Annotated in this window: 13 protein-coding genes and 2 pseudogenes; 6 read left to right on the forward strand and 9 right to left on the reverse strand. The window is 54.5% G+C overall.

Annotation, left to right across the window (positions count from 1 at the left end; translation table 11 throughout):
• Positions 1 to 13 precede the first annotated feature (13 nt).
• Entirely contained in the window at positions 14 to 481 is a 468-nt protein-coding gene (locus F8N80_RS21120) for a hypothetical protein (RefSeq protein WP_150784603.1), read from the reverse strand.
• A 621-nt stretch (positions 482 to 1,102) separates the two neighbouring features.
• Here F8N80_RS21120 and F8N80_RS21125 point away from each other — a divergent pair.
• From F8N80_RS21125 to F8N80_RS21140, 4 genes are all read left to right on the forward strand, one after another.
• Positions 1,103 to 3,187, forward strand: coding sequence for a hypothetical protein (locus F8N80_RS21125; RefSeq protein WP_150784604.1), 2,085 nt, complete (start codon positions 1,103 to 1,105; stop codon positions 3,185 to 3,187).
• Positions 3,184 to 4,767: a hypothetical protein gene (locus F8N80_RS21130; RefSeq protein WP_150784605.1), complete on the forward strand. Its 1,584-nt coding sequence runs from the start codon at positions 3,184 to 3,186 to the stop codon at positions 4,765 to 4,767. The genes F8N80_RS21125 and F8N80_RS21130 overlap by 4 nt, the downstream gene beginning before the upstream one ends.
• A gap of 88 nt (positions 4,768 to 4,855) precedes the next feature.
• Positions 4,856 to 6,691 carry a patatin-like phospholipase family protein gene (locus F8N80_RS21135; RefSeq protein ID WP_150784606.1) on the forward strand — a complete coding sequence of 612 codons (1,836 nt, stop codon included), beginning with the start codon at positions 4,856 to 4,858 and terminating at the stop codon, positions 6,689 to 6,691.
• Positions 6,692 to 6,741: 50 nt separating this feature from the next.
• Positions 6,742 to 8,343, forward strand: a complete 1,602-nt coding sequence (locus tag F8N80_RS21140; RefSeq protein WP_150784607.1) for a phospholipase effector Tle1 domain-containing protein — start codon at positions 6,742 to 6,744, stop codon at positions 8,341 to 8,343.
• Between the two features lie 40 nt (positions 8,344 to 8,383).
• On the opposite strand, the gene F8N80_RS21145 is transcribed toward F8N80_RS21140, so the two are convergent.
• Together F8N80_RS21145 and F8N80_RS21150 are read right to left on the reverse strand one after the other, a co-directional pair.
• Positions 8,384 to 8,683: a DUF4189 domain-containing protein gene (locus tag F8N80_RS21145; RefSeq protein ID WP_150748344.1), complete on the reverse strand. Its 300-nt coding sequence runs from the start codon at positions 8,681 to 8,683 to the stop codon at positions 8,384 to 8,386.
• Positions 8,684 to 8,894: 211 nt separating this feature from the next.
• Positions 8,895 to 9,659: a tetratricopeptide repeat protein gene (locus F8N80_RS21150; RefSeq protein WP_150784670.1), complete on the reverse strand. Its 765-nt coding sequence runs from the start codon at positions 9,657 to 9,659 to the stop codon at positions 8,895 to 8,897.
• 472 nt (positions 9,660 to 10,131) lie between these two features.
• On the opposite strand from F8N80_RS21150, the gene F8N80_RS21155 reads away from it, so the two are divergent.
• Positions 10,132 to 11,058, forward strand: a complete 927-nt coding sequence (locus F8N80_RS21155) for a transporter (RefSeq protein WP_150784608.1) — start codon at positions 10,132 to 10,134, stop codon at positions 11,056 to 11,058.
• Between the two features lie 638 nt (positions 11,059 to 11,696).
• Entirely contained in the window at positions 11,697 to 12,179 is a 483-nt protein-coding gene (locus tag F8N80_RS21160) for a hypothetical protein (protein WP_150784609.1), read from the forward strand.
• A gap of 1,425 nt (positions 12,180 to 13,604) precedes the next feature.
• Here the strand turns inward: F8N80_RS21160 and F8N80_RS21170 are convergent.
• From F8N80_RS21170 to F8N80_RS21195, 6 genes and pseudogenes are all read right to left on the reverse strand, one after another.
• Positions 13,605 to 13,958, reverse strand: a pseudogene (locus F8N80_RS21170) (lysostaphin resistance A-like protein); the annotation flags it as partial.
• A gap of 152 nt (positions 13,959 to 14,110) precedes the next feature.
• Positions 14,111 to 14,746, reverse strand: coding sequence for a papain-like cysteine protease family protein (locus F8N80_RS21175; RefSeq protein WP_150784610.1), 636 nt, complete (start codon positions 14,744 to 14,746; stop codon positions 14,111 to 14,113).
• Positions 14,747 to 14,850: 104 nt separating this feature from the next.
• The gene (locus tag F8N80_RS21180) at positions 14,851 to 15,756 is read right to left on the reverse strand and encodes a hypothetical protein (protein ID WP_150748338.1); all 906 of its coding nucleotides are present in this window, start codon (positions 15,754 to 15,756) and stop codon (positions 14,851 to 14,853) included.
• A gap of 454 nt (positions 15,757 to 16,210) precedes the next feature.
• A pseudogene (locus tag F8N80_RS21185) lies at positions 16,211 to 16,742 on the reverse strand (IS5 family transposase); the annotation flags it as partial.
• 27 nt (positions 16,743 to 16,769) lie between these two features.
• Positions 16,770 to 18,155 carry an IS4 family transposase gene (locus F8N80_RS21190; protein ID WP_150784611.1) on the reverse strand — a complete coding sequence of 462 codons (1,386 nt, stop codon included), beginning with the start codon at positions 18,153 to 18,155 and terminating at the stop codon, positions 16,770 to 16,772.
• A gap of 213 nt (positions 18,156 to 18,368) precedes the next feature.
• Positions 18,369 to 19,148: a hypothetical protein gene (locus tag F8N80_RS21195; protein ID WP_150748337.1), complete on the reverse strand. Its 780-nt coding sequence runs from the start codon at positions 19,146 to 19,148 to the stop codon at positions 18,369 to 18,371.
• Between the last annotated feature and the right edge of the window lie 388 nt (positions 19,149 to 19,536).

Genomic DNA, 19,536 nt, shown 5'->3' on the forward strand with positions numbered 1-19,536 from the left:
GGTGTCTATGAAACTAGGGGGCATCGAGGTCGATTACATGTGTAATTGAGAGGAAGAATAGCAATATGCCCAGAATCATAACAAAGGCGTGAGGAAGTGCAACATGGGGCCACAGTGGGACTTGTTTAAGTTTCTGGGTTCGTATCGCTTTCCACGCGGTGGACCACGACGAGCCAATTTGAAAAGGGTGTTCGACTTTCGCTTTGCCACGGAAGTGTTCCTCAATCAGACTACTCCGGGAAGAGTAACAGATCTGAAAGAGCTTCCATTGAGTCTCAAGTAGCCAAAAAATTGCAGTACTCATGGAGGAGATAAGAAAAGGAATATACGAATGACTAGCGAAAGCTCCCGCTATCGAGACCAGACCGAAGGTTACGCTCCAAGCTTTAATGGTCAAGGCGCGTGAATCGAAGTCCTCAATGGTTTTTTGGAGATGTAAATATTCTGCTTGAAGCGCTGCATTCAGTTGGTCTTCAGTCATAGAAGGTTCCTTTTTAAGTGCAACCGATCATTCGATTCAAGTAATCTGCCCGATGATCCTGTCCAGCAAGCAACCCACGCTGCGACTTTTGGTTTGATTCAGCCAATACTATTTACAATAGCCTATGTCAGCAGCTGCGGCTCGTCATTGTCCCGATCAAGCCGGTTCGGAATTGTCCCGATGTGCTCGCTCGTTCAGCCGCACAAGACACTCCATGCCAAAAAAATGGCGCCAAAAAACATTCTTGTAGCGCGCTTGAACTATGGGCAGTAGCGACCCGTGTCTGCTAGCGCTCTCAATACTCTTTTGTCATAAGCGTAACTCTCTTTTAATAGAAGCAGGCTCATTTTTATAGCTAGACTTGCGGTTCGAGGCATTGCGCAAATTAATACCTGCAACTCCAAGTATTATTAATTTTTGCCAAAAAAACTGCAGCGGAAGCTGAGTTGCCATCTATGAACCGGATCCCTCTGGCTCAAGACTCTAACTATAGGTGGGTGGACTACTCTCGCTCCGGTAGACATCCCCAGCTAACCGAGATGCAGCTGACGCCTTATCGGCGGCTCGACATGGGTGAAAAAGCGTTTATTCCTCCTCTACACGCCAGCGAGGACCGAAACGATGACGGATATCCAGCAGCTGGTTCCTCTGGTGCCGAAGCCACCCATACGGCGGCTTCGCGTATACGCTTTCGATCCACAATCTTCAGTGGAACTGAAGACCGCGGTCATTAACGACACGGTCATCGAGCTTCCATGGGAACCACGTTGGGAAGACGAGCTGGAGCCAGGCCCCATTAACGACTATCTCGAGGTGATCGATTACGATCCCAGTTCAGACGTCTTTTACGCCCCGGTCGATCTCAACGCCCCCTTTCTGCTGGCTCAAGACGGGTTACCACCGTCTGAAGGTTGCCCACAGTTCCATCAGCAGATGGTGTTCGCGGTTGCGATGCGCACCATCCGTAATTTCGAGCGGGCGCTTGGGCGCGTGGTCTTGTGGGCTGGCGACAGGAATGCACCGCAAGACACGCCGGATCGAAGCTTCACACGTCGGTTGCGGATCTATCCCCACGGCCTTCGCGAAAAGAATGCCTATTACAGCCCCAGCAAGCGCGCACTGCTTTTCGGGTACTTCAAGCATCCAGAAGGCGATAGCGCTTCCAGCAGTTGGGTCTTTACCTGTCTCTCGCAAGACATCGTTGCCCATGAAACAACGCATGCGATTCTTCATGGAATGCAGCAGCGCTCGATTGAATCCTCCAATCTCGACTCACTGGCCTTTCATGAGGCTTTTGCCGACATCATTGCGCTACTGCAGCATTTCAGTTTGACGAATGTCGTAAGGCATCAGCTGGCACAGAGTAAAGGTTCGCTGCGCGAGCCGGGCCTGCTGAATGGTCTTGCTCTTCAATTTGGTCACGCGACGGGGCGCCGCGGCTCGTTGCGCTATGCACTGCAGTACCTGGGGTCTCCCGTAAAATCGGCCGGTGCTACATCCCAGGCCGATGAGAAAGGCAGTGGCGAAATCGAGCCACCCAAGAAACTTTCTGAAACGTTCGAAGCGCACGCCCGTGGTGGCTTTCTCGTTGCCGCCATCTTTGATGCATTCGTCACCATTTACGAGCAAAAGACGGCTGATCTCTTTCGCCTCGCGCGGTCGAATGCCGCACCCAATCAGGATTATCTCTCTGCCGAACTCGTTGACCGTTTGGCTGTCGAGGCCGGAAGAGCCGCGGATCAGGTGCTTCGCATGTGCGTGCGGGCGCTGGACTATACTCCCCCGGTCGACCTGCACTTCGGCGAATATTTGCGGGCGATTATCACGGCCGATATGGATCTCGTCGCTAACGACCCGATGCGTTATCGCATCGCTTTCGTCGAAGCTTTTAGAAAGCGTGGCATCACCGTGCCCGGTTGCATCTCGATGGCACCTGACAGCTTGCTATGGGACGAGCCGGATCTTTCCGAGACCCCCGAGTTTGGTGAAGCCGGCGGGAATCCCGAAGAGGGGCTCAGCAACGTCTTCTCCGAACTGCTCGCTACACTCAAACTGTCCATTGCACTGGGGCCCATACACGCGTCGAGCGTGCATGGAGCCTCTGGCGGTGGGCGACGCAACCTCCGCGAAGCCGCTGTCGGCGTAATCCAGCGTAACCAGTTCCTCATTCACAAATGGTTCAAGGAAGACAGTGCGTTCGACGAGGGTTGGGAGAAGCTGGTCGGCCTACGTCTGCTTGCCTTCGATGATCCTCGTCGCAAGGCGCCGCTGACCAACGTCCCTACGTTGTGGACAGGCAAGGCGAATAAGAACGGCGAATTTTCCAAGGTGCCGAGGTTCGAGGTGCATTCAGCGCGCATCGCTCGGCGAGCCGGTCCCGAAGGGCAAGAGACGCATCAACTCATCATCCAGATGACGCAGAAACGACGTGGATACGACGATCCGATCGACCAGGAGAAGGCGGATGCGGGTGACACTGCTCTCCTTGCGCGTGACCCCGATTTCTGGTTCCGAGGTGGCGCCACCATTCACATTGACCTGCGCGATGGCAAGCTGATTCGCATCATCAGAAAGAATGTTTGCGACGACAAACGCTTGGCTGCCCAGCGCGACTTCCGTGCAGGCAAAACATCGGGGCAGGCGATTGGCTCACGTGTGAGCGCCAATCTTGAGCCATTCGCCTTCCTGCACAGGAGCTTCGAATGACTCGACCAAAGAAAGGCGGCCCCGCTAACGCGAAGAGCCAAATAATCGTACGCATGTACCGGGCGTTGGGTGCTCAAGGGCGTGAATATGCCGGCTATCTGGGCGATTGTTTCCTTATCCGCGTGCTCAACGGCGATGAACCACCTGCACACATCCTGATCGACTTTGGCATTCTGATGGGCAGTGCGCAGGCCGAAGCACGTATGCGGCAAATTGCTACCGATATCGTCAAGACGACAGGTGGCACCTTCGCGGCGGATGGCAGCGTACTGACAAAAGGCTCGCTCGATTTGCTGGTCATCACCCACGAACACTGGGACCACATCTCGGGTTTTTCGCAGGCGCAAGACATCATCTTCGGCGGCCTTGCCATTAATAAACTCTGGATGGCCTGGACCGAGGATGACAACGATGCCTTTGCTAATCAGCTACGCCAGGATCGCGACAAGCGCGGCGTTGCATTGGCGGCTCTTTCCGAAATCATTCAGCAGGCTGCTGCGAGTCCAACCTCATCGCCGTTTGCCGCCGACCGGCAGGTTGCACTTTCCGGGCTCGATGCTTTTTTAGGGCCACTTGTTGCAAACAGTGGGGCCGGGCCGGTCGATGCCGCGTTCGGTGCCGCACCGGTCAAAGCCAAGCGGCTCAAAGGCCGCGACATCATGGAAAAAGTGAAGGCTGAGGCACTCTCCAAGGAATTCCTGTTACCCGGTCAGGTTGTCGCCGCTCCCGGAGCACTGAAGGCCTTTGTTCTCGGTCCCCCGCACAATTTGGAACGGCTGAAACAGGACAAACCTTCGTCGGGTCCGGCGAAAGAGACTTATCTCGATAACAGGGCCTTTGACGATCTTCTGTTCCGTTTGGTAGACGGTGAGTCTCACGACCCGGATAACGACTTGCCGTTCGCAAGCCGATCTCATCGCATCCGTACGGACCATGTTCGCGCGGCGGACAATGCGTCGACCGCCATCGATGTAAACACCGACACCGGTATTCTCCGGTGGCTCAATGAGCGCTATTACGCTGGGGCCGATAGAGACGGGCGCGATCAATCGCGTCGGGCAATCGATGCCGATTGGCTCGGCGCTGCCGGCCCGCTTGCCCTCAAACTCGACTCTGACACCAACAATACGAGCCTCGTGCTTGCGTTTGAGCTTCCCGACGAAACCTTCATGCTTTTTCCTGGCGATGCGCAGGTTGGCAATTGGTTGTCCTGGCACGATCAGAAGTACAAGTACAAGTACCAGGACGAGGACCGAGAGCTCTCGGCAACTGACATTCTGGGGCGTGTGCGTTTTTACAAGGTTGGGCACCACGGCAGTCACAACGCAACGCTCAAGGAGAAAGGCCTCGACCTGATGACTCACCGCGAGCTGGTGGCAGCGATTCCCACGGACGAGGTCTTCGGCAAGCAGCAAGGCGCTAAAGGTTGGCAGATGCCTAATCCTCATCTGAAGGAGGCCATCCTGACCGCAACCAAAGGGCGAACGTTTCGCAACGATGACACCCTCAATGCGCACTACACGCAGTTCAAAAACGCTCTGAATTCCACGGATCTCTATCTTGAGTACAGGGTGTTTTAATCCGACGGAGCAAGCGCTGATGAAAGCTTATCGCAGCGCCTATATCGCGGGCGTTGAATTCGGCGACTTCTGACAGGAGAGATAAACCATGGCCAAATGCCCCTTTGCCGAACAGCGCCCCATTACCGGTACCAGCGGAAGTTACACGGGCGGCGTCTTCAAAATTGTTCATCACACGACGGAGGGTGGGAGCGCAGAGGGCGCCTTTACCGCGTTCAAGTCCAACCGGTCGGACCCGCACTTCACGGTCGACGCCAGCAAAATTTACCAGCATATCGACACCGACACAGCGGCGCGCTCGCTACGCAATGCAAAAGACGGTGTACAAACCAACCGAGATCGCGCCCTGCAGATAGAAGTTGTCGGTTTCGCCGGTAAACCCAAAAACAAAGCGACGCTGAAGAACCTGGCCCGCCTCTGCCGTTGGCTCGAGCAGATCCATGACGTCCCATTGGTTTGGCCGTCGGGGCTGCCCAAGCCCGCCAAGAACGGCAAGGATCCGGGCGGCCATTTACGCAGCACGGAGAACTGGACCAAAGGCGGCCATTTCGGGCACTGCCATGTACCCGAAAACACACACTGGGATCCCGCCTATACAAAGACCGAGGTCGGGTACCTGATGGCGGCAAAATTTGATGCCGCGGGCAAGTTAACCAATGCCCAGGACCCTGACATTGTCGCACTGGAAAATCAGCCGATGGCAATAGACGGCGATACGACGTTCGAGATCATGGGGGATCATGCCGATGTTGGGGAGGCGTCAGCGAGTAATGTAGAACCTGTGAATGTGGCAGTGACTGAGCAACCGGAATCTGCAGCAGGTCGCCCGGAGTCAGGCGTAGGGCTGTGTCTATCCGGCGGTGGTTACCGAGCGATGCTGTTTCACGTGGGAAGCCTTTGGCGCCTCTATGAAACCGGCCAGCTCTTTTCGCTGCAGCGTATCTCGAGCGTATCCGGAGGCTCGATCACCAGCGCAGTTCTCGCCCTGGCCTGGAAGCATCTACCTTTTGATGGCGCACGGGGGCCCTTCGAGGCACGTGTTGTCGACCCCATTCGTGCGCTTGCACGACGTACGCTTGACGCCGATGCAATTATCGGTGGCTTTCTGCTTCCCGGAAGTATTGGTGAGAACGTCGCTGCGGCCTATGACAAGTACCTTTTCGACGGGGCAACATTGCAGGACCTGCCTGATACCCCTCGCTTTGTAATCAATGCCACCAACGTGCAATCCTGCGTGCTGTGGCGTTTTTCCAAACCTTACATGGGCGACTATCGCGTCGGGCTCATCGAGAAGCCTGATTTTTCGATCGCCCGGGCGGTTGCAGCCTCTTCAGCCTTTCCACCGGTGCTATCACCGCTGACCATCGAACTTCATCCGGCCGCCTTTAAACCTGGCTCGGGCGACGACCTGCAACGGCCACCTTTTACCTCTGATGTCGTGCTGGCCGACGGCGGCGTTTATGACAACCTGGGCCTGGAGACCGTTTGGAAACGCTACGAAACGGTTCTTGTCAGCGACGCTGGCGCCAAAATCAAACCAGAGGAAGAGCCTAAACACGATTGGCCACGCCACGCCTATCGCGTCCTGGATCTGATCGACAATCAGGTGCGTAGTCTTCGCAAACGCGCGCTCATCGCGAGCTATCAAGCCAAACCTGATGATCCCGGCAAGCGCCTGGGGACCTATTGGGGAATAGGCACCCAGTACGATCACTACTCGGGCCGCGCACTCACTCTCAGTTGCAATGCTGCGCGCACCCAAGAGCTGGCCGGCATCTCTACGCGTCTGAAGCGGCTGGATGAGGAGCTGCAGGAACGATTGATCAATTGGGGATACGCGGTTACGGATGCGGCTTTACGCACCTACGTCGATGCCGAGCTGAATAAACCCAAAGCGTTTCCCTATCCCGATAGCGGTGTCTGATATGAGACACCGAATGTTGCCCCCTCCCACGTTTCGTAAGGAGATCAGACATGCCTTCTTTACGTCTCATCCTGCTTTTTGATGGCACCGACAACACGCCCAAGGATCGCACCAACGTCTGGCGCACCTATGGGTTGCTCGCGGAAAAAGACGTGAATGGTGTTCCCCAGAAAAAGGAATACATCTCGGGAGTCGGCACCGACGTTGGCGAACTCGTCCGAGGCAGCATCTTTGGCCAGGGCGTTGCCCGCAAAATTCGTGAAGGCTACGAATGGCTGGTCGAGAATTATCAGGACGACGCGCAGATTTACGTCTTCGGCTTCAGCCGAGGCGCCTTCGCCGCTCGCAGCCTCGTGCAGATGATCGCCATCTGCGGACTTGCACGCCCGGACACGCTCAAGGAATGGAGCACCAAGGAAATTTTCGACCGTTATGCAGATATTTCGCAGCAGGATAGCGAGGTCATCCGCCCCATATGGCGATTGCGCTACTGGCAAGGCCACCCGGCGCAAGCGCCTTCCGGCTGGCATCCCGACCGCTTGGAGGCCCGCCTCATCGATGACGTCTACGTGCGTGCGGTGAAGATCCATATGGCCGGCCTGTGGGACACCGTTGGCGCCATCGATGCCGACGCCCTGCATAACAAAGACGCCCACCGCGGCAAGTCCGCCGCTCACAACGTGCGACCCACACGGGCGCAGGGCTACGGCTACCATGCCCTCGCCATCGACGAACACCGCCCAATGTTCGAGGCCTCCCTGTGGCGCGCCTTCGCCGAAACGGGAAAGGAAGCAGAAACACTCGCCGATTTCACTAAATGCTACGAGCAACGCTGGTTTATCGGTGCGCACTCCGACGTTGGCGGCGGCTACCAGGACGATGATCTACCCAATATTACCCTGCACTGGATGATGCAGAAGGCCACTGCGCTCGGCCTTGCGTTCACTCACACCATCGAGCCCCGCCCCGGCGCGTGGCACGACCCCGTTCACGACAGTTTCAAAGCCTTCGCCGGTCAGATCCTCAACATCTGGGACGAAATCAAAAACGGCGACCAGCGTAATTACCGAGATATCGGCAGGCTACCCCGCAGTATCGTTACGGCAGGAGGTACGGCGGGCTCCCTGTGCACCATTAACGAAACCATTGATGATTCCGTGCTACGCCGCTGGCAGGAGGACCCCACCTACCGCCCGCCCAAGCTGGTGGGGTACTTTGTTCGAAACCCCGGTGAGCTTCCCCACGGTACAACCACGGCGCAACGCACCCAGCGCATCTACGCCGAAAAATACTGGAACCAGACCGGTGTGTTCCTGCGCGCCGGCGTCCGTTACCGAGCCCACGTCGTGCCCGGGGTTGGCGAACCCTTACGCGATCTCAAGTACATCGCGCGGGGTATCGACGGTGAGGACTGGGACAGCGTCGCCCACAGGACTGCCTCACTTGTCCATGGTAAGCGCAAGGATGACGCCAAATGGTTCGCCCTCATTGGCACCGTGGATAAGAACCACCCTTGGGTAATGAAAGACGGTGGTGAGTTCACCGTGCCCGTCAGCGGCCAGATGCTCTGCTACTTCAACGATGTGCAAATCGAACTAGGGTTCTACGACAATAATTCTGGCTGGGTAATGTTGGAAGTCGAGCAACTCTAGCCATGACGTTTAAGGTGAGTGAGCGAACATTGCTGAATGCCTATTTTCTGCACTCGGCCAACACCACTTGACAGGTATCCGGCGTGCCACCGGATCGGCCGGCATAACGAATGCAGTTATTCAGGGATTTCTTGCGCGCCATGCTCAAGGTGTCTCCCCAGGCGAGACCGCCCTCGCCGGAGGTGGGGAGCGCTTTGGCATAGCAATTCGAGCCTAAGCTCGACGCGGAATAGCGCGCCGTGGCCGCTTTACCTGAACATCCCGCCAGCAACGCCAGGTTGATGGCGAGCAGGGAGGGCAGGACCCAAGACGCGCAGTGGCGTGCTGTTTTTCCGGTCATGGCATTGTCCTGCAGAAGGCGGCTAGCAGCGTGTGTGTAGTCGGGTACTCATCAGATTAGACGGTAGGTTGATGTTGAGAACCGCATTCCGGCGCTTTTGGTTTGTTTCTGGTAGCAGCGTGCAAAAATGGAGTTTTCACGTTCAATGCATGGGTAGCCAGGCTGGGGCGACTTTTTCAACACAATCGGCCAGAAGTGGACACTCAGAAACTCAACCGCGCACCAGGTAGGCCCCTGGGGGAACCCGATCTCGCAGCTTCTTGCATTTGCCGGGTGCAGGCTGGTGCCCTGGCGGACGATCAGGAAACCAAATTCGGCATTTACCCGGAGGCGGCATATGGCCGCGGGGAATCTCAACCTCAGCGTACGCCCGCTCTGGCTCGAGATTAGCCATTTGCAATTTTCCTTCGGGCCCGGCTCTGCCAGCCGTCGGTGCATCCGAAACCCGATCGGTCTCTGCGCTAGCGAAGCTGCCAGCGTCACGCCCAGTGTCCGGAATGGATTGCTCAACAACCGCCATTTCAGCTTCGCGGCGCCTTTGGGTCTCCTCTTCCAGCCCCTTCTGTACTGCGACCAGGTCCTCTTTGGCATTGGGGTGGGTACCCGAAGATTGCGCCTGCTGCGCCGCCTGGATCAATTGGTAGTTGCGGTTGCGCAACTCGACGTTGCGACCAACCCGCATGTTCGAGCGCACAGCCAAGGTTTCAGCCTGCTGGTACTGCCCCTGCTGAAGACGCAACACTCCAAGGTAATGCAGCGTCGCGGGATTGTTCGGCTGGATATGCAGGGCACGCTCCAGCGTGGCAGCGGCTTGGTCCAACTTGCCATTTTCATACTGTCGCGAGGCGGTTTCGATCAGGGTGGTCGATGCGCTGTTGCTTTGCGCGGGCGCTCTTCGCTCGGCAGCGACAGAACAAAACGACGCGACGGCGCAGAACACCAGGATGAGGCCCGGCAGAAAACTCTTGGTTGGCATCAGGGGGCGGACTCGACTGAACTCGGACGGCATTGCCGTAAAACAGACCACAGCGCTGCTCGGCATTTCCGATACAGGTCCGCTATTGACCTGGCCCATACCCTGAAGTTCCTGCTGCAACGGCCATCGCAACCAGTATCATTTTTACCACCTCAACATCTAGGCATGATCTGTTGCTGCGCTTCATGCAGGGCAGAAAACGGCCAAAAGCTGCCTGTCGATTTCGTCTGAGGAAACCCAGACGATCTGTCTCTTGCAGCGCCTTGTCAAGACGTCGAGTTGTCCACGGAACCAGGGGGCAAACCTCATCCAAAAAACAGCATCCCAAGGCACTGATCGGCCAAGAGTATCCGATCAAACAGTAAGTGCGGCCACACAGTGCTGTGTGGCAGCTGTAAGTGCCAAACGAATGCAGATGCGCTACTACAATACGTAGAACTCTGGGGTCCTCACAGGAAGCGAGCGAATGTGAATGAAACACAAACTCTGCGTCGTCAGGTTGGTTCGGTTGGCCTCCGCTTCGCTCATCATAGTAGCCCCCGCTGCAGTCGCAGAGGATCTCGAACCCAGGTCCTATGCCAATACGCCGGTCGGTATCAATTTCCTGCTCGTGGGCTACAGCGATCTCAACGGCAGCGTGACGGCCAACCCGTCAATCCCGCTCCAAGATGCCAAGCTCAACATAAAGACTGTCGTGTTTGCCTTTGCCAGATCTCTGGACGTCTGGGGCCGCTCCGGGAAGTTCGATATCGTCGTGCCTGAGGCAAAATTGACGGGCTCTGCTCTGCTCGCCGGTGAACCCAAGGAGCGTAATGTTACTGGGTTGATCGATCCAAGATTCCGCTTTTCGGTCAACTTGTATGGCGCCCCGGCGATGTCGCTGGCTGAGTTCCCCAGCTATCAACAGGATGTGATTATCGGCGCCAGCCTGGCGATCACGGCGCCGCTCGGCCAATACGACGCTAGCAGGCTGGTCAATCTCGGCAACAATCGCTGGTCATTCAAGCCTGAACTTGGGGTTTCCAAGCGTCTGGGGCAAGTGACCCTGGAATTATCCGGCGCGGGAACCTTTTACACCGACAATGACGAGTTACTCGGCGACCACGTACTTTCCCAGAACCCGATTTACCAGGTACAGGCGCATCTTATCTATGCCTTTAGCAACGGTATTTGGGCGTCGCTGGATGCGACTTACTTCGCTGGCGGGAGTAGCTCAGTCGATGGGGTCGGCAACCACGATTTTCAGGAAAACACACGCTACGGAGGCACCCTCACGCTACCGTTGAATCGGAACCATTCGCTAAAGCTGAACGCGAGTAATGGCGGGCATACCCGCACGGGCAGCGAGTACGATGTCATTGGCATAGTCTGGCAGTATCGCTTCGGCGGAGAGCTTTGAAACATAGGATTTACGCTACATTTCATTCATGCCTTAGTGAGACATTTATCTGATGCTGGTTGTTACCTTGCCATTTGTGACAGGCAACTACCGGCCAAAAGCGGCCGGTGGGTGGAAGAGCGTTGATTGACTAGCTACGCTCAGCCTATTGCCGGGAATGAGCGAGCAGGTTTGGTTCTCCGGCGATGGTAGATAGATGAGAGAACAGGGAATGTTATCCACCGAGCCTGAACGCATTATCACCCCACTTGGGGTCCATTTACGTTAGGAGTCATCATGGCGGTAGGCGATATAAAAGAATTTCCATGTCCGCTCTGCGGTAATGTTCTCTTTCGTAAAGAGCTAAGGCAACACGGTGGGAGCGGCGACGCCATTTGGCTTAACACAGCCGATAGACCGCCGGTAGAAACAGATTGCTCCGGCACGTTCATCAAGTGCCCGAGTTGCTCGGGACGGGTCGCGATGCTTCCGGACCCTGTGCATCCTGATTCTGACTTCTATATTTCGCCAGTTCAGAATGAGCAAGCCGCTCCGAACCTCTAGCTCGAGCAGACGCGGTGAAGTGGTTGATGTATTCGGGTTCTGGCCGGGGCCGCGCCGCTCAACAACATGTTGGGCATCCGAATAAGAGGTCTGTAATGACTCCAGTAACGGAAACAGAAATCCTTCGCATCGTTGATGAAATGCGCAAGAAAGGGCAATTCATCCCGACATCTGTAGCGACGATCCCTAGATTTCCCTTCCCAACGTTCTCTGCTCTTCAGGCCGCGCTACGGGATCACAGCTTTCTCTTACAAAGATTTTCGGTGCATTTCGAGGTGAACATCTTCAACCTTTTTGCATCGTCCATGCAGCAAGCCGCTAATAAACTCTACATGGCAAGTTCGTTTGTCTTGCCCATAGGCTCGGTAGCTTTAGCGTTCATTTATTCGTGGTGGTGGCTGCTTGGTGTTCTGAGCCTCTTTCTTGTACTTGGTCGCTCGAAACGGTTGTACAACCGGGTCATCTATTCTGCTGCATTCGAATCAGAATTGCAGTTTTACTTTCTATACTTCGTCGGACAAGTGTGCATCACTTCGGCTGATTTTAAGGAGTCATTCTATTGGGAGCGAGACAAATAGATGCCCTGCGGATACCCAACTAGGCGCTCCAGCCGACGTTAGCCGCTCAAGGTAGCCAGGTAGGGCTGGTGAAACCCGCGTTGCTTGTCCTGTGGCATTACCGCGTGGGTTTCACCCACCCTACAAAAGCTTCAACTTGCTTCAGCGAATGTCCGCCTTGGGTCCAGGCTGTGTGAAAACGCAGGCGCCGTTTTGAAGTCTGCGTTGTTACGTAACATCTGCCCACGATTGGTCAATCAGCAGACCAGGAATTTGCATAGAAACGCGATTTTCGTTCCAGTCCTGACTGTCAAACCTGCTCGAAAACGTTTTCACACAGCCTGGACCCATTGCGGACACTGCCTAACGTTGAGCTAAGGGGTTGGCTTTAGCCGGTCCCAGTGAGCGAAGCGAACGATTTTACGCATTGTTAGGCCGCGCCACGGACTTGAGCCGGCTGTAGAAAGTAAGTGTTCAGCGTTGCTGGATTTGTGGCTTGAAGCATACGCGTGCAGGCTTTCAGGTAGAAGAGCTTGAAGATGCCGGCAGGCGCGTGCCGGTTTGGCATCCTTTTCGCATATGCAATGCCTCGTCCAGCTAACGACGAATTAAGCGGCGCTGCGACTTGGCGCAGCGTCCGGCGGAACAAAGTGAAGCGAACTTGAATGACTAGTTATGTAAATCTTAGGCAATAGTTCTTTACCTACAGATTTCGATAACTCACCTATTCATGTCCGGGGAATACGTCAACACAGCTGGCCCCTGAGCGTCTTATCGCGCGATAGTCCACGCGTCCGCCACAGGTCCGCCCATATCTGAAAAGTAAGGTATCCATCAAGAGCCGTTCGTTTAGCCAGATTGCGTCACACGCTGCCATTGACCCCCCGTAACAGGCGATTGCAGCTTCATTGAAGTCTGCAGCCCAGTCTCCGGGTTCAGCGAGCATTGGCTCCTCGCCTGGGGGTAGAGGGTCGGTAGATTCAGCCCACACAACGTTACATCCGATGAGTATGATGAAAAGTGTTGCAATTGGAATTGAAATTATTTGCGCGGCGATGGCACGAGCCATCATATGATGATTTTGCATTCTGAGCACCTCCGATTTACATAACTACTATTAGGCGACATTGCTGTCGCGTTTAAACGCGACAGCAATGTCTTATAATGTTCCTTGTCGTCCTGTAAGCCCTTGTCTAGCTTGGAGGGAGTCGCAGCAAACGCGACATACCCCAGGGAGAAACGCGACATGGATGACGGCAAGCTCAACTGCGGTAAAGATTCAGCGTAGAGGGTCGAAGCTACCGATTTGCCATCACCATGTCCACCGGCAGCTCCTGGCCGTTTTCTGCCTATAACAACTGACCGAAGTCGACCCTGAACCGCCAGTCTTCCGAGAAGGAAAAGCGCTCTGCGCAGTGTCGACCGGCGCTACCCGCCGGTCATCAATCACATAGGCGCGGCGATGAGTAATATCGCAGTCCCGTGTGCGGCTGTGGCGGCGTTTACGCCGTAGCGCACGCGGACGAAAGAACAGACCAGGCCCTCAACCAGAGTGAACAGTAAAATCGGCCAGCCAATCCGGGTGACGCGTAGCGCCAGGAACGCATGGCAGGCTGCGAAGGCGACAGCGCTGACCAGGGCTGCTCGTAGCGCAGAGGTGTGGTGTTCGAGGTGACCTTGCAGGAACCCGCGAAACAGCACCTCTTCCAGCGCATTACCGCCGAAGGCCAGCACGACCATGCTCAGCAACCAAGGCCAATAATCCGCGATCTCGCCTATACCGGTTCCTTGATAGAGCCGCCGCCAAAAACGGGACGGATTTATTTTTTAAACGCAAAAACGCGCAAAAACGGGACGGATTTATTTTTTCGAAAATAAATCCGTCCCCTTAACCCCTGTCCCCTTAACCCCTTAACCCCGTCCCTTAACCCATTTCTTCTATGAACACACAATTATGCAGGAGTAATTATGGGGAGGGCGAGATATCGAATATGTCCACCCAAATGCATAGGGCGCAGTTCCAGTGGATCAGTCAAACCTCGTATCCCATTTCCTGGCCACGGATCCATGAAACCTAGATTGAATATTTGAGGACCCATGGGGGTGTTTTGAAAGGCGGCTGCTGTCAATACCATTGCGTGGGAGAGATTGCCAAACACTAACGGGCGTTCTTGCGCGAGGCTTTGCAAAATGAGCTGGTTGTTTATCGCGTTTACGCCTGCGTCTGCGTCATACGCTGCAATTAATCTAACATCGAATCGATTTCCGTTTTGATCGATCCAGCGTCGTGTCAACGCCTGAGAAACTACGGACCCCGATAGTGCTGGTATGTTGCTTATAGTTCCGTATACCTGAAGAACAATTGCTTGCTGGCTCACATAGTAGCCATAGTATGAAAAAATCATCTGAATCGAAGCAGCCCAGCACCACTGAGACATTTGTTGAGTCGCGTACGTCTGATGAAGCCTTTGCATTGAAATGCCGACTTCACAGGCGCCAGCAGGATTGCACTGTTGGTACGCAAATGTTTCTAGTGGAATTCCAGCTAAAGCGATTGTTAAGCCAGTAAGTAGTTGTCTGCGGTTCATAGCTATCCTTTGATTCTTACTGGCACAGAATAAGAAAGTAGAAAAATGTATATCCAAAAGCTTTCCACGTTATATTCTCAGTCGCACGGACTAAAACGTACTCGTTATTGATGACCTAAGGAGGAATCTAAAAGCGACAATTCCGGAGGTTCCAGACACCGCCCGGTGCTAGTCACGATCTGGGCAATCTGGGCCTTCAGAGTTGTGACGAGAGCGATTCGGGCCATACCCGCGATTTGAGATGACCTCACCAGCTCAGCAAAATCTTGGGTGCGTTTATTCGCTAGGCTACAGTCGCCCATCGAAAGTTCAGCCATGATCCAGTCGGAAACAACGAACGCACGTGTGGCATTTATACCGAAAGCCTGCTCACCCGCTAGCACTTTCAACGATTGCTCATAAGCGGTTCGACCAGAGTCGATCCTGCCCGTGAAAAACATAAGTCTACCTTGAAAGCGATAGGCCTCTGACATCATCGAAGGAGCAGCGTTCTTTGTAGCTACCGCCCGGTCCACCAGCTTCTGCGCGCTCTTCCAGTCGTAGATATTCATTGCCTCGGATATCAACACTACAAGCTGTGGAATACCCACATCATCACCAAGTCTGGGTAGCACTTCTGTCGCATACTGAATATTGGCTAGAACCTGAGGAATGACCATCGAATTCATCGCGGCAAACATTTGCGGGTTATTGGATTCGAATTGTAATCTCACCATTCCTTGACGAAGGTTGGCTACAGCGTTTACGGCGCCGTTGAATTCCGCCAAGTCCCTGATCCGCTCTTCGTTAGGCTTGCTCCAAAATACATCGAACAACGATATGGCGCTGAGCACAATACCTACGAGCAGAGCAAGTAAACTCATCTTTTTTTCGATCTTCTTCAGCCACGTATTTTCCTCTGGCTTTTCCAGGCGCTCTAGCCGCGCATCGAATGCATTCAGGGCGGCAGCGACTAAAGGATCGAAGTCTTGAACATTATTGCCATTTTGGCGGTTACGTTCATCGGTCACATCATCCTCCCGGATTCTTCAATCAGTCTGAAGCTCGTTGGAGTAAAGGAATTCTGAGCGCCACCATGCCTACAGCCAGTTTTTATGGTGGGTAGTGACGGATACACCTTCCAATATGAAACACCGAGAACAAATAGGCTCGAGAGTTGGGCCAGGCATATTGAGCCATGAATTGCTATACAGTCCGCACCTGCACGCGCGACGGCTGAATGCGAGCAAATGGATGCTGGAGCCAGCGTATGATTATAGTATGAAAGATCGCAGGCGCTATTAATGTGCAGGCCTAGTCCCCGATTGGCGCTGTCAAAAGTGTCGCCAATGGTCGACATGATCGTCACCTCACAAGAAAAAAAGGCGCTGACCATAAAAAGCCGGCGACATCATTAGTCAAGATTACTATGAACAGGGCGTCAAGAGATGATCGAACCTTTAGTGCGTACAGCTTGGTCCGATACTAGGTTCTGTACGAAAAGTAATGTCGCAAACACCGCATGGCACAGGCCAATGAGACCATCGCAGCAAAACTTTTCGCGAGCTTGTCGAAGCGTGTAACGATGCGGCGGTTCTCCTTCAGCCATCCGAACATGCGCTCGATGATGTTGCGCTGTCGGTATTTGGGGCGATCAAACAGCCTGGGTAAACCCGGTCGAGGCTTGCGCTTCATGCTTCGCAACGGGATCACTGGCTGCATCCGATAACGATCGCAGTAACGGCGCAAGGCCTCGGCGTCATAGCCCTTGTCGGCCAGCAGCCATCGACAGCGTTTGCGGGGACGGCCGCGCAAGCTTGGGATGCAAGCCTCATCCAGCAGCGGTTGGGCATAGGCGATATCACTGGCCTGCCCGCCTGAAAGTAGAAAGTGCAAAGGCACGCCATTGGCATCGCACAGCATGTGAATCTTGGTCGTCAGGCCGCCCCGGCTGCGTCCGAGCGCGTGATCTTGCGGTTCTTCAGGCCCCCTTTTTCCCGGCGCCTGATGAGGCTCGGAAAAAGGGGACAGATTTGAATGGCACTTACTTAACATGTTTCGCGTGCCCATTTTTTCTGACATCTGCCCTTGCTGACCGGCGTGATTTGGTCAGCAAGGGGTAGGCTTGAGGTCTTCGTTTTATGGCTCGCGGCTCGATACGACCAGGTCGGTTTCCAACGCGCTTTTGAGCGATCAGCGTCAATAAATTTGACAGGTCATCCTCTTCTTCAGGGCTGCCATATTGTCGCAACGCCAGCCGTAGCTGAAGGCTGTGTTTGAAGCTCAGTTCGCGAGGTAAGCAGTCAGCTAATAGAGCCGATTGTGCCATGAGCATTCGGATCAGATTGTGTGCCAACAGATAGACCCACAGCTCCTTGACTGCCATGCCTGGGGTTTTGCAGCTTAACTTTCCAAGTCCCAGCGTCGCTTTGAGATTGCGCAAATCTAACTCGACATGCCATCGACCCTTGTACAGCGATTTGAGGGCTGTTTTTGGTGTCTGCTTCGGGCAATGCAACGTGGTCACCAAAGTCTTTCCGCCAGTCTTCAGCTCCCTCACTGTCAGCCTTTCAGGCGCCTGTTCGTAATGCGCCTGACTCATCCAAGGCGGCCTTCTTTCGGGCTTTTGCAACTCGTTCAGGTGATCTTCCGAACCGAGACTTTGACCCAAGCGAAAGTCAGTGCTGCGCCGTCGCGCACCATATTGTTCGAACACGCCATCGACACCTCTTCGTTGCAACTCGCACAACAGGAAATAAGTAGCGTAGTAAGCGTCGCCCAACAAAATGTCGCCTGTTTTCAACGTGTCGAGCATTGATCTGAGCAGCGTCTGTTCATCGCCACCCTTGCCTCGGAAACGCCCAAGGGCGGCATCTAAAACGGCGCCGCTGGAGAGGCAAACGATGCCAACCACTCGACACAGCGGGAAACCAAGACCGACTTTCTGACCGCGAGACTGCGGATAGGCACCCTGATTGGCCGCGGTGTCGGGCATGCTGACCGTCGTACCGTCGACAAGGCGTACAGGGCGTCCCATCCAGCGCCACGACGATGGTGCTTGATCACTTATCGAAGCACCGGTGTACTTAACCAACGTGGAAACCATTTCCACAGGCAGGCGCTTTCTGGCTTTACAGTAGGCGCCCGTGCGAATGCTATTGGGCTTGATACCGCCACAAGACCGTTTGATGGACAAGTCGTTGACGGCGTTCTGGCAGGAACGGTCGGCACTCATCGCTTGAGCCAGAAACATAGACAGCGTTTCAGTCGGCGGAAACAGACGCTCCCGATATTCTGGCAGTGCAGACTCGACGCGCTGTAAAAGTTCGGGAGCAGTGAGAAGATTGAAAAAAGCATACGCATCACAGTTCGAAGCGTGTCGATGAAAACGTTGCTGTTGATGCTGGAGAATTTGACGTCTACGATTCATTGGGGTTGTGTCCTTGGTTCGTCGGTGTGTGTTCGCAACTATCACCGTAGACCAAGACCAGCCCTTCTTCATTTTTTGCTTTTAGCTCAAGGGGTTAGCTGCTAAGTAAGTGCCATTCGGGACAGATTTATTTTCCAGCAAAGGAGGGTAAATAAATCGGACGGTAAAATAAATCCGCCCCCTTTTCACTCTTTTCACTCCCATCTTTAATAATTACCACTCACTTGCGAGGACTTCTAACTCTTGTTTGGGGATTTTATGTAGCCCCATTAGATAGCAGAGGGTCACGCCCGGCCCCGAAATCATTGATCTGGCTGGAATGACGAGTCCTGGTTCGTACACGTTATCGCCGCGACCCGCATTGACGTTATAGCTGACGATGAGTTGCTGTTGGTACAAAACCAATGCCTCCATGCTGATGCTATGGGAGTTCGGATGCATGGGTTCGCGAACCTGCCAGGGGCGGTCGCGTGTTTTGAAAGAATTGATCTGTTCTACCAAGCTTAGGATCACAAACTGGCGATAGGTCATGCTTTCCGCCAGGCTCAGTAGGAAATTGGCCTGCGCCTTCGACACCGAGGGATAGAAAACCAGACCTGAGTAAAAATTGGCGAGATAAGGCAATTTTTGCTGTTCATGCTCCTGCTTCGCAGCTAGCAGCACTCCCTCGAAAACTTCCTCAGCAGGCGAAGGCCCATTTTCACTTTTGTCAAAGAAACCGTCTGAACGCGGTTCTTTCCACAGCAAACGCTCTTTAATCTCACTAATAGCGATCGCAGCGACACCGCCCACTCGCTCTTTTTCTTTCATAGACATGAGCCGTTCTGCTACATCGTCCAACACGTTCGCGCAGCCCTGCCCGAGTGTTGCACCAATAACAGCCCCCGCCATTGAGTCCGATGGACTTATTAATCCCTGCACAACAGCACCGACGCCTGCCCCTACGATCTTTACGCCGTGTCCAAGCAGACTTTTTAAGCTTTCATTGCTCATATCACCTCCCCCTGAGTGCATTCAATGCGCCACCATACGCTCGTGAGCCGATCGCGGGGAAGCTTGAGCTAGGACTAGAGGACGAGATCGAGGTTGAGGTGCAGTGGAGGTGTACTGATGAACCGGCGTTGGGATCCTTCACATCATTTAGGATTTAAGGGTTTCCTCTTTCTCGCTACGTCCGTATATGGACTCCTCCTCATTGCAAGCCCCTTTGCTTTGGCTCCCGTGCCGACTACACACGTATATTCGGCCTCTAAATACGACATCGTTTCGATGCAGGGCCATGATGGGCTATTCGCGCGCCGGCTCCCGATCGCTTTTTCGTGCTTTTCGCACTTGGACATTCGAGGGTTTTGCCGACGCCGGTTCGACCGGTTTGCCATCG

The organism is Pseudomonas fluorescens, from assembly GCF_902497995.1.
In the GTDB taxonomy this organism is placed as follows: domain Bacteria; phylum Pseudomonadota; class Gammaproteobacteria; order Pseudomonadales; family Pseudomonadaceae; genus Aquipseudomonas; species Aquipseudomonas fluorescens_BK.

Coding starts and splice junctions, on each gene's coding strand:
- F8N80_RS21155 (WP_150784608.1), top strand. CDS start 10,132: ATGAAACACAAACTCTGCGTCGTCAGGTTGGTTCGGTTGGCCTCCGCT.
- F8N80_RS21130 (WP_150784605.1), top strand. CDS start 3,184: ATGACTCGACCAAAGAAAGGCGGCCCCGCTAACGCGAAGAGCCAAATA.
- F8N80_RS21145 (WP_150748344.1), bottom strand. CDS start 8,683: ATGACCGGAAAAACAGCACGCCACTGCGCGTCTTGGGTCCTGCCCTCC.
- F8N80_RS21120 (WP_150784603.1), bottom strand. CDS start 481: ATGACTGAAGACCAACTGAATGCAGCGCTTCAAGCAGAATATTTACAT.
- F8N80_RS21125 (WP_150784604.1), top strand. CDS start 1,103: ATGACGGATATCCAGCAGCTGGTTCCTCTGGTGCCGAAGCCACCCATA.
- F8N80_RS21175 (WP_150784610.1), bottom strand. CDS start 14,746: ATGAACCGCAGACAACTACTTACTGGCTTAACAATCGCTTTAGCTGGA.
- F8N80_RS21135 (WP_150784606.1), top strand. CDS start 4,856: ATGGCCAAATGCCCCTTTGCCGAACAGCGCCCCATTACCGGTACCAGC.
- F8N80_RS21160 (WP_150784609.1), top strand. CDS start 11,697: ATGACTCCAGTAACGGAAACAGAAATCCTTCGCATCGTTGATGAAATG.
- F8N80_RS21150 (WP_150784670.1), bottom strand. CDS start 9,659: ATGCCAACCAAGAGTTTTCTGCCGGGCCTCATCCTGGTGTTCTGCGCC.
- F8N80_RS21140 (WP_150784607.1), top strand. CDS start 6,742: ATGCCTTCTTTACGTCTCATCCTGCTTTTTGATGGCACCGACAACACG.
- F8N80_RS21190 (WP_150784611.1), bottom strand. CDS start 18,155: ATGAATCGTAGACGTCAAATTCTCCAGCATCAACAGCAACGTTTTCAT.
- F8N80_RS21195 (WP_150748337.1), bottom strand. CDS start 19,148: ATGAGCAATGAAAGCTTAAAAAGTCTGCTTGGACACGGCGTAAAGATC.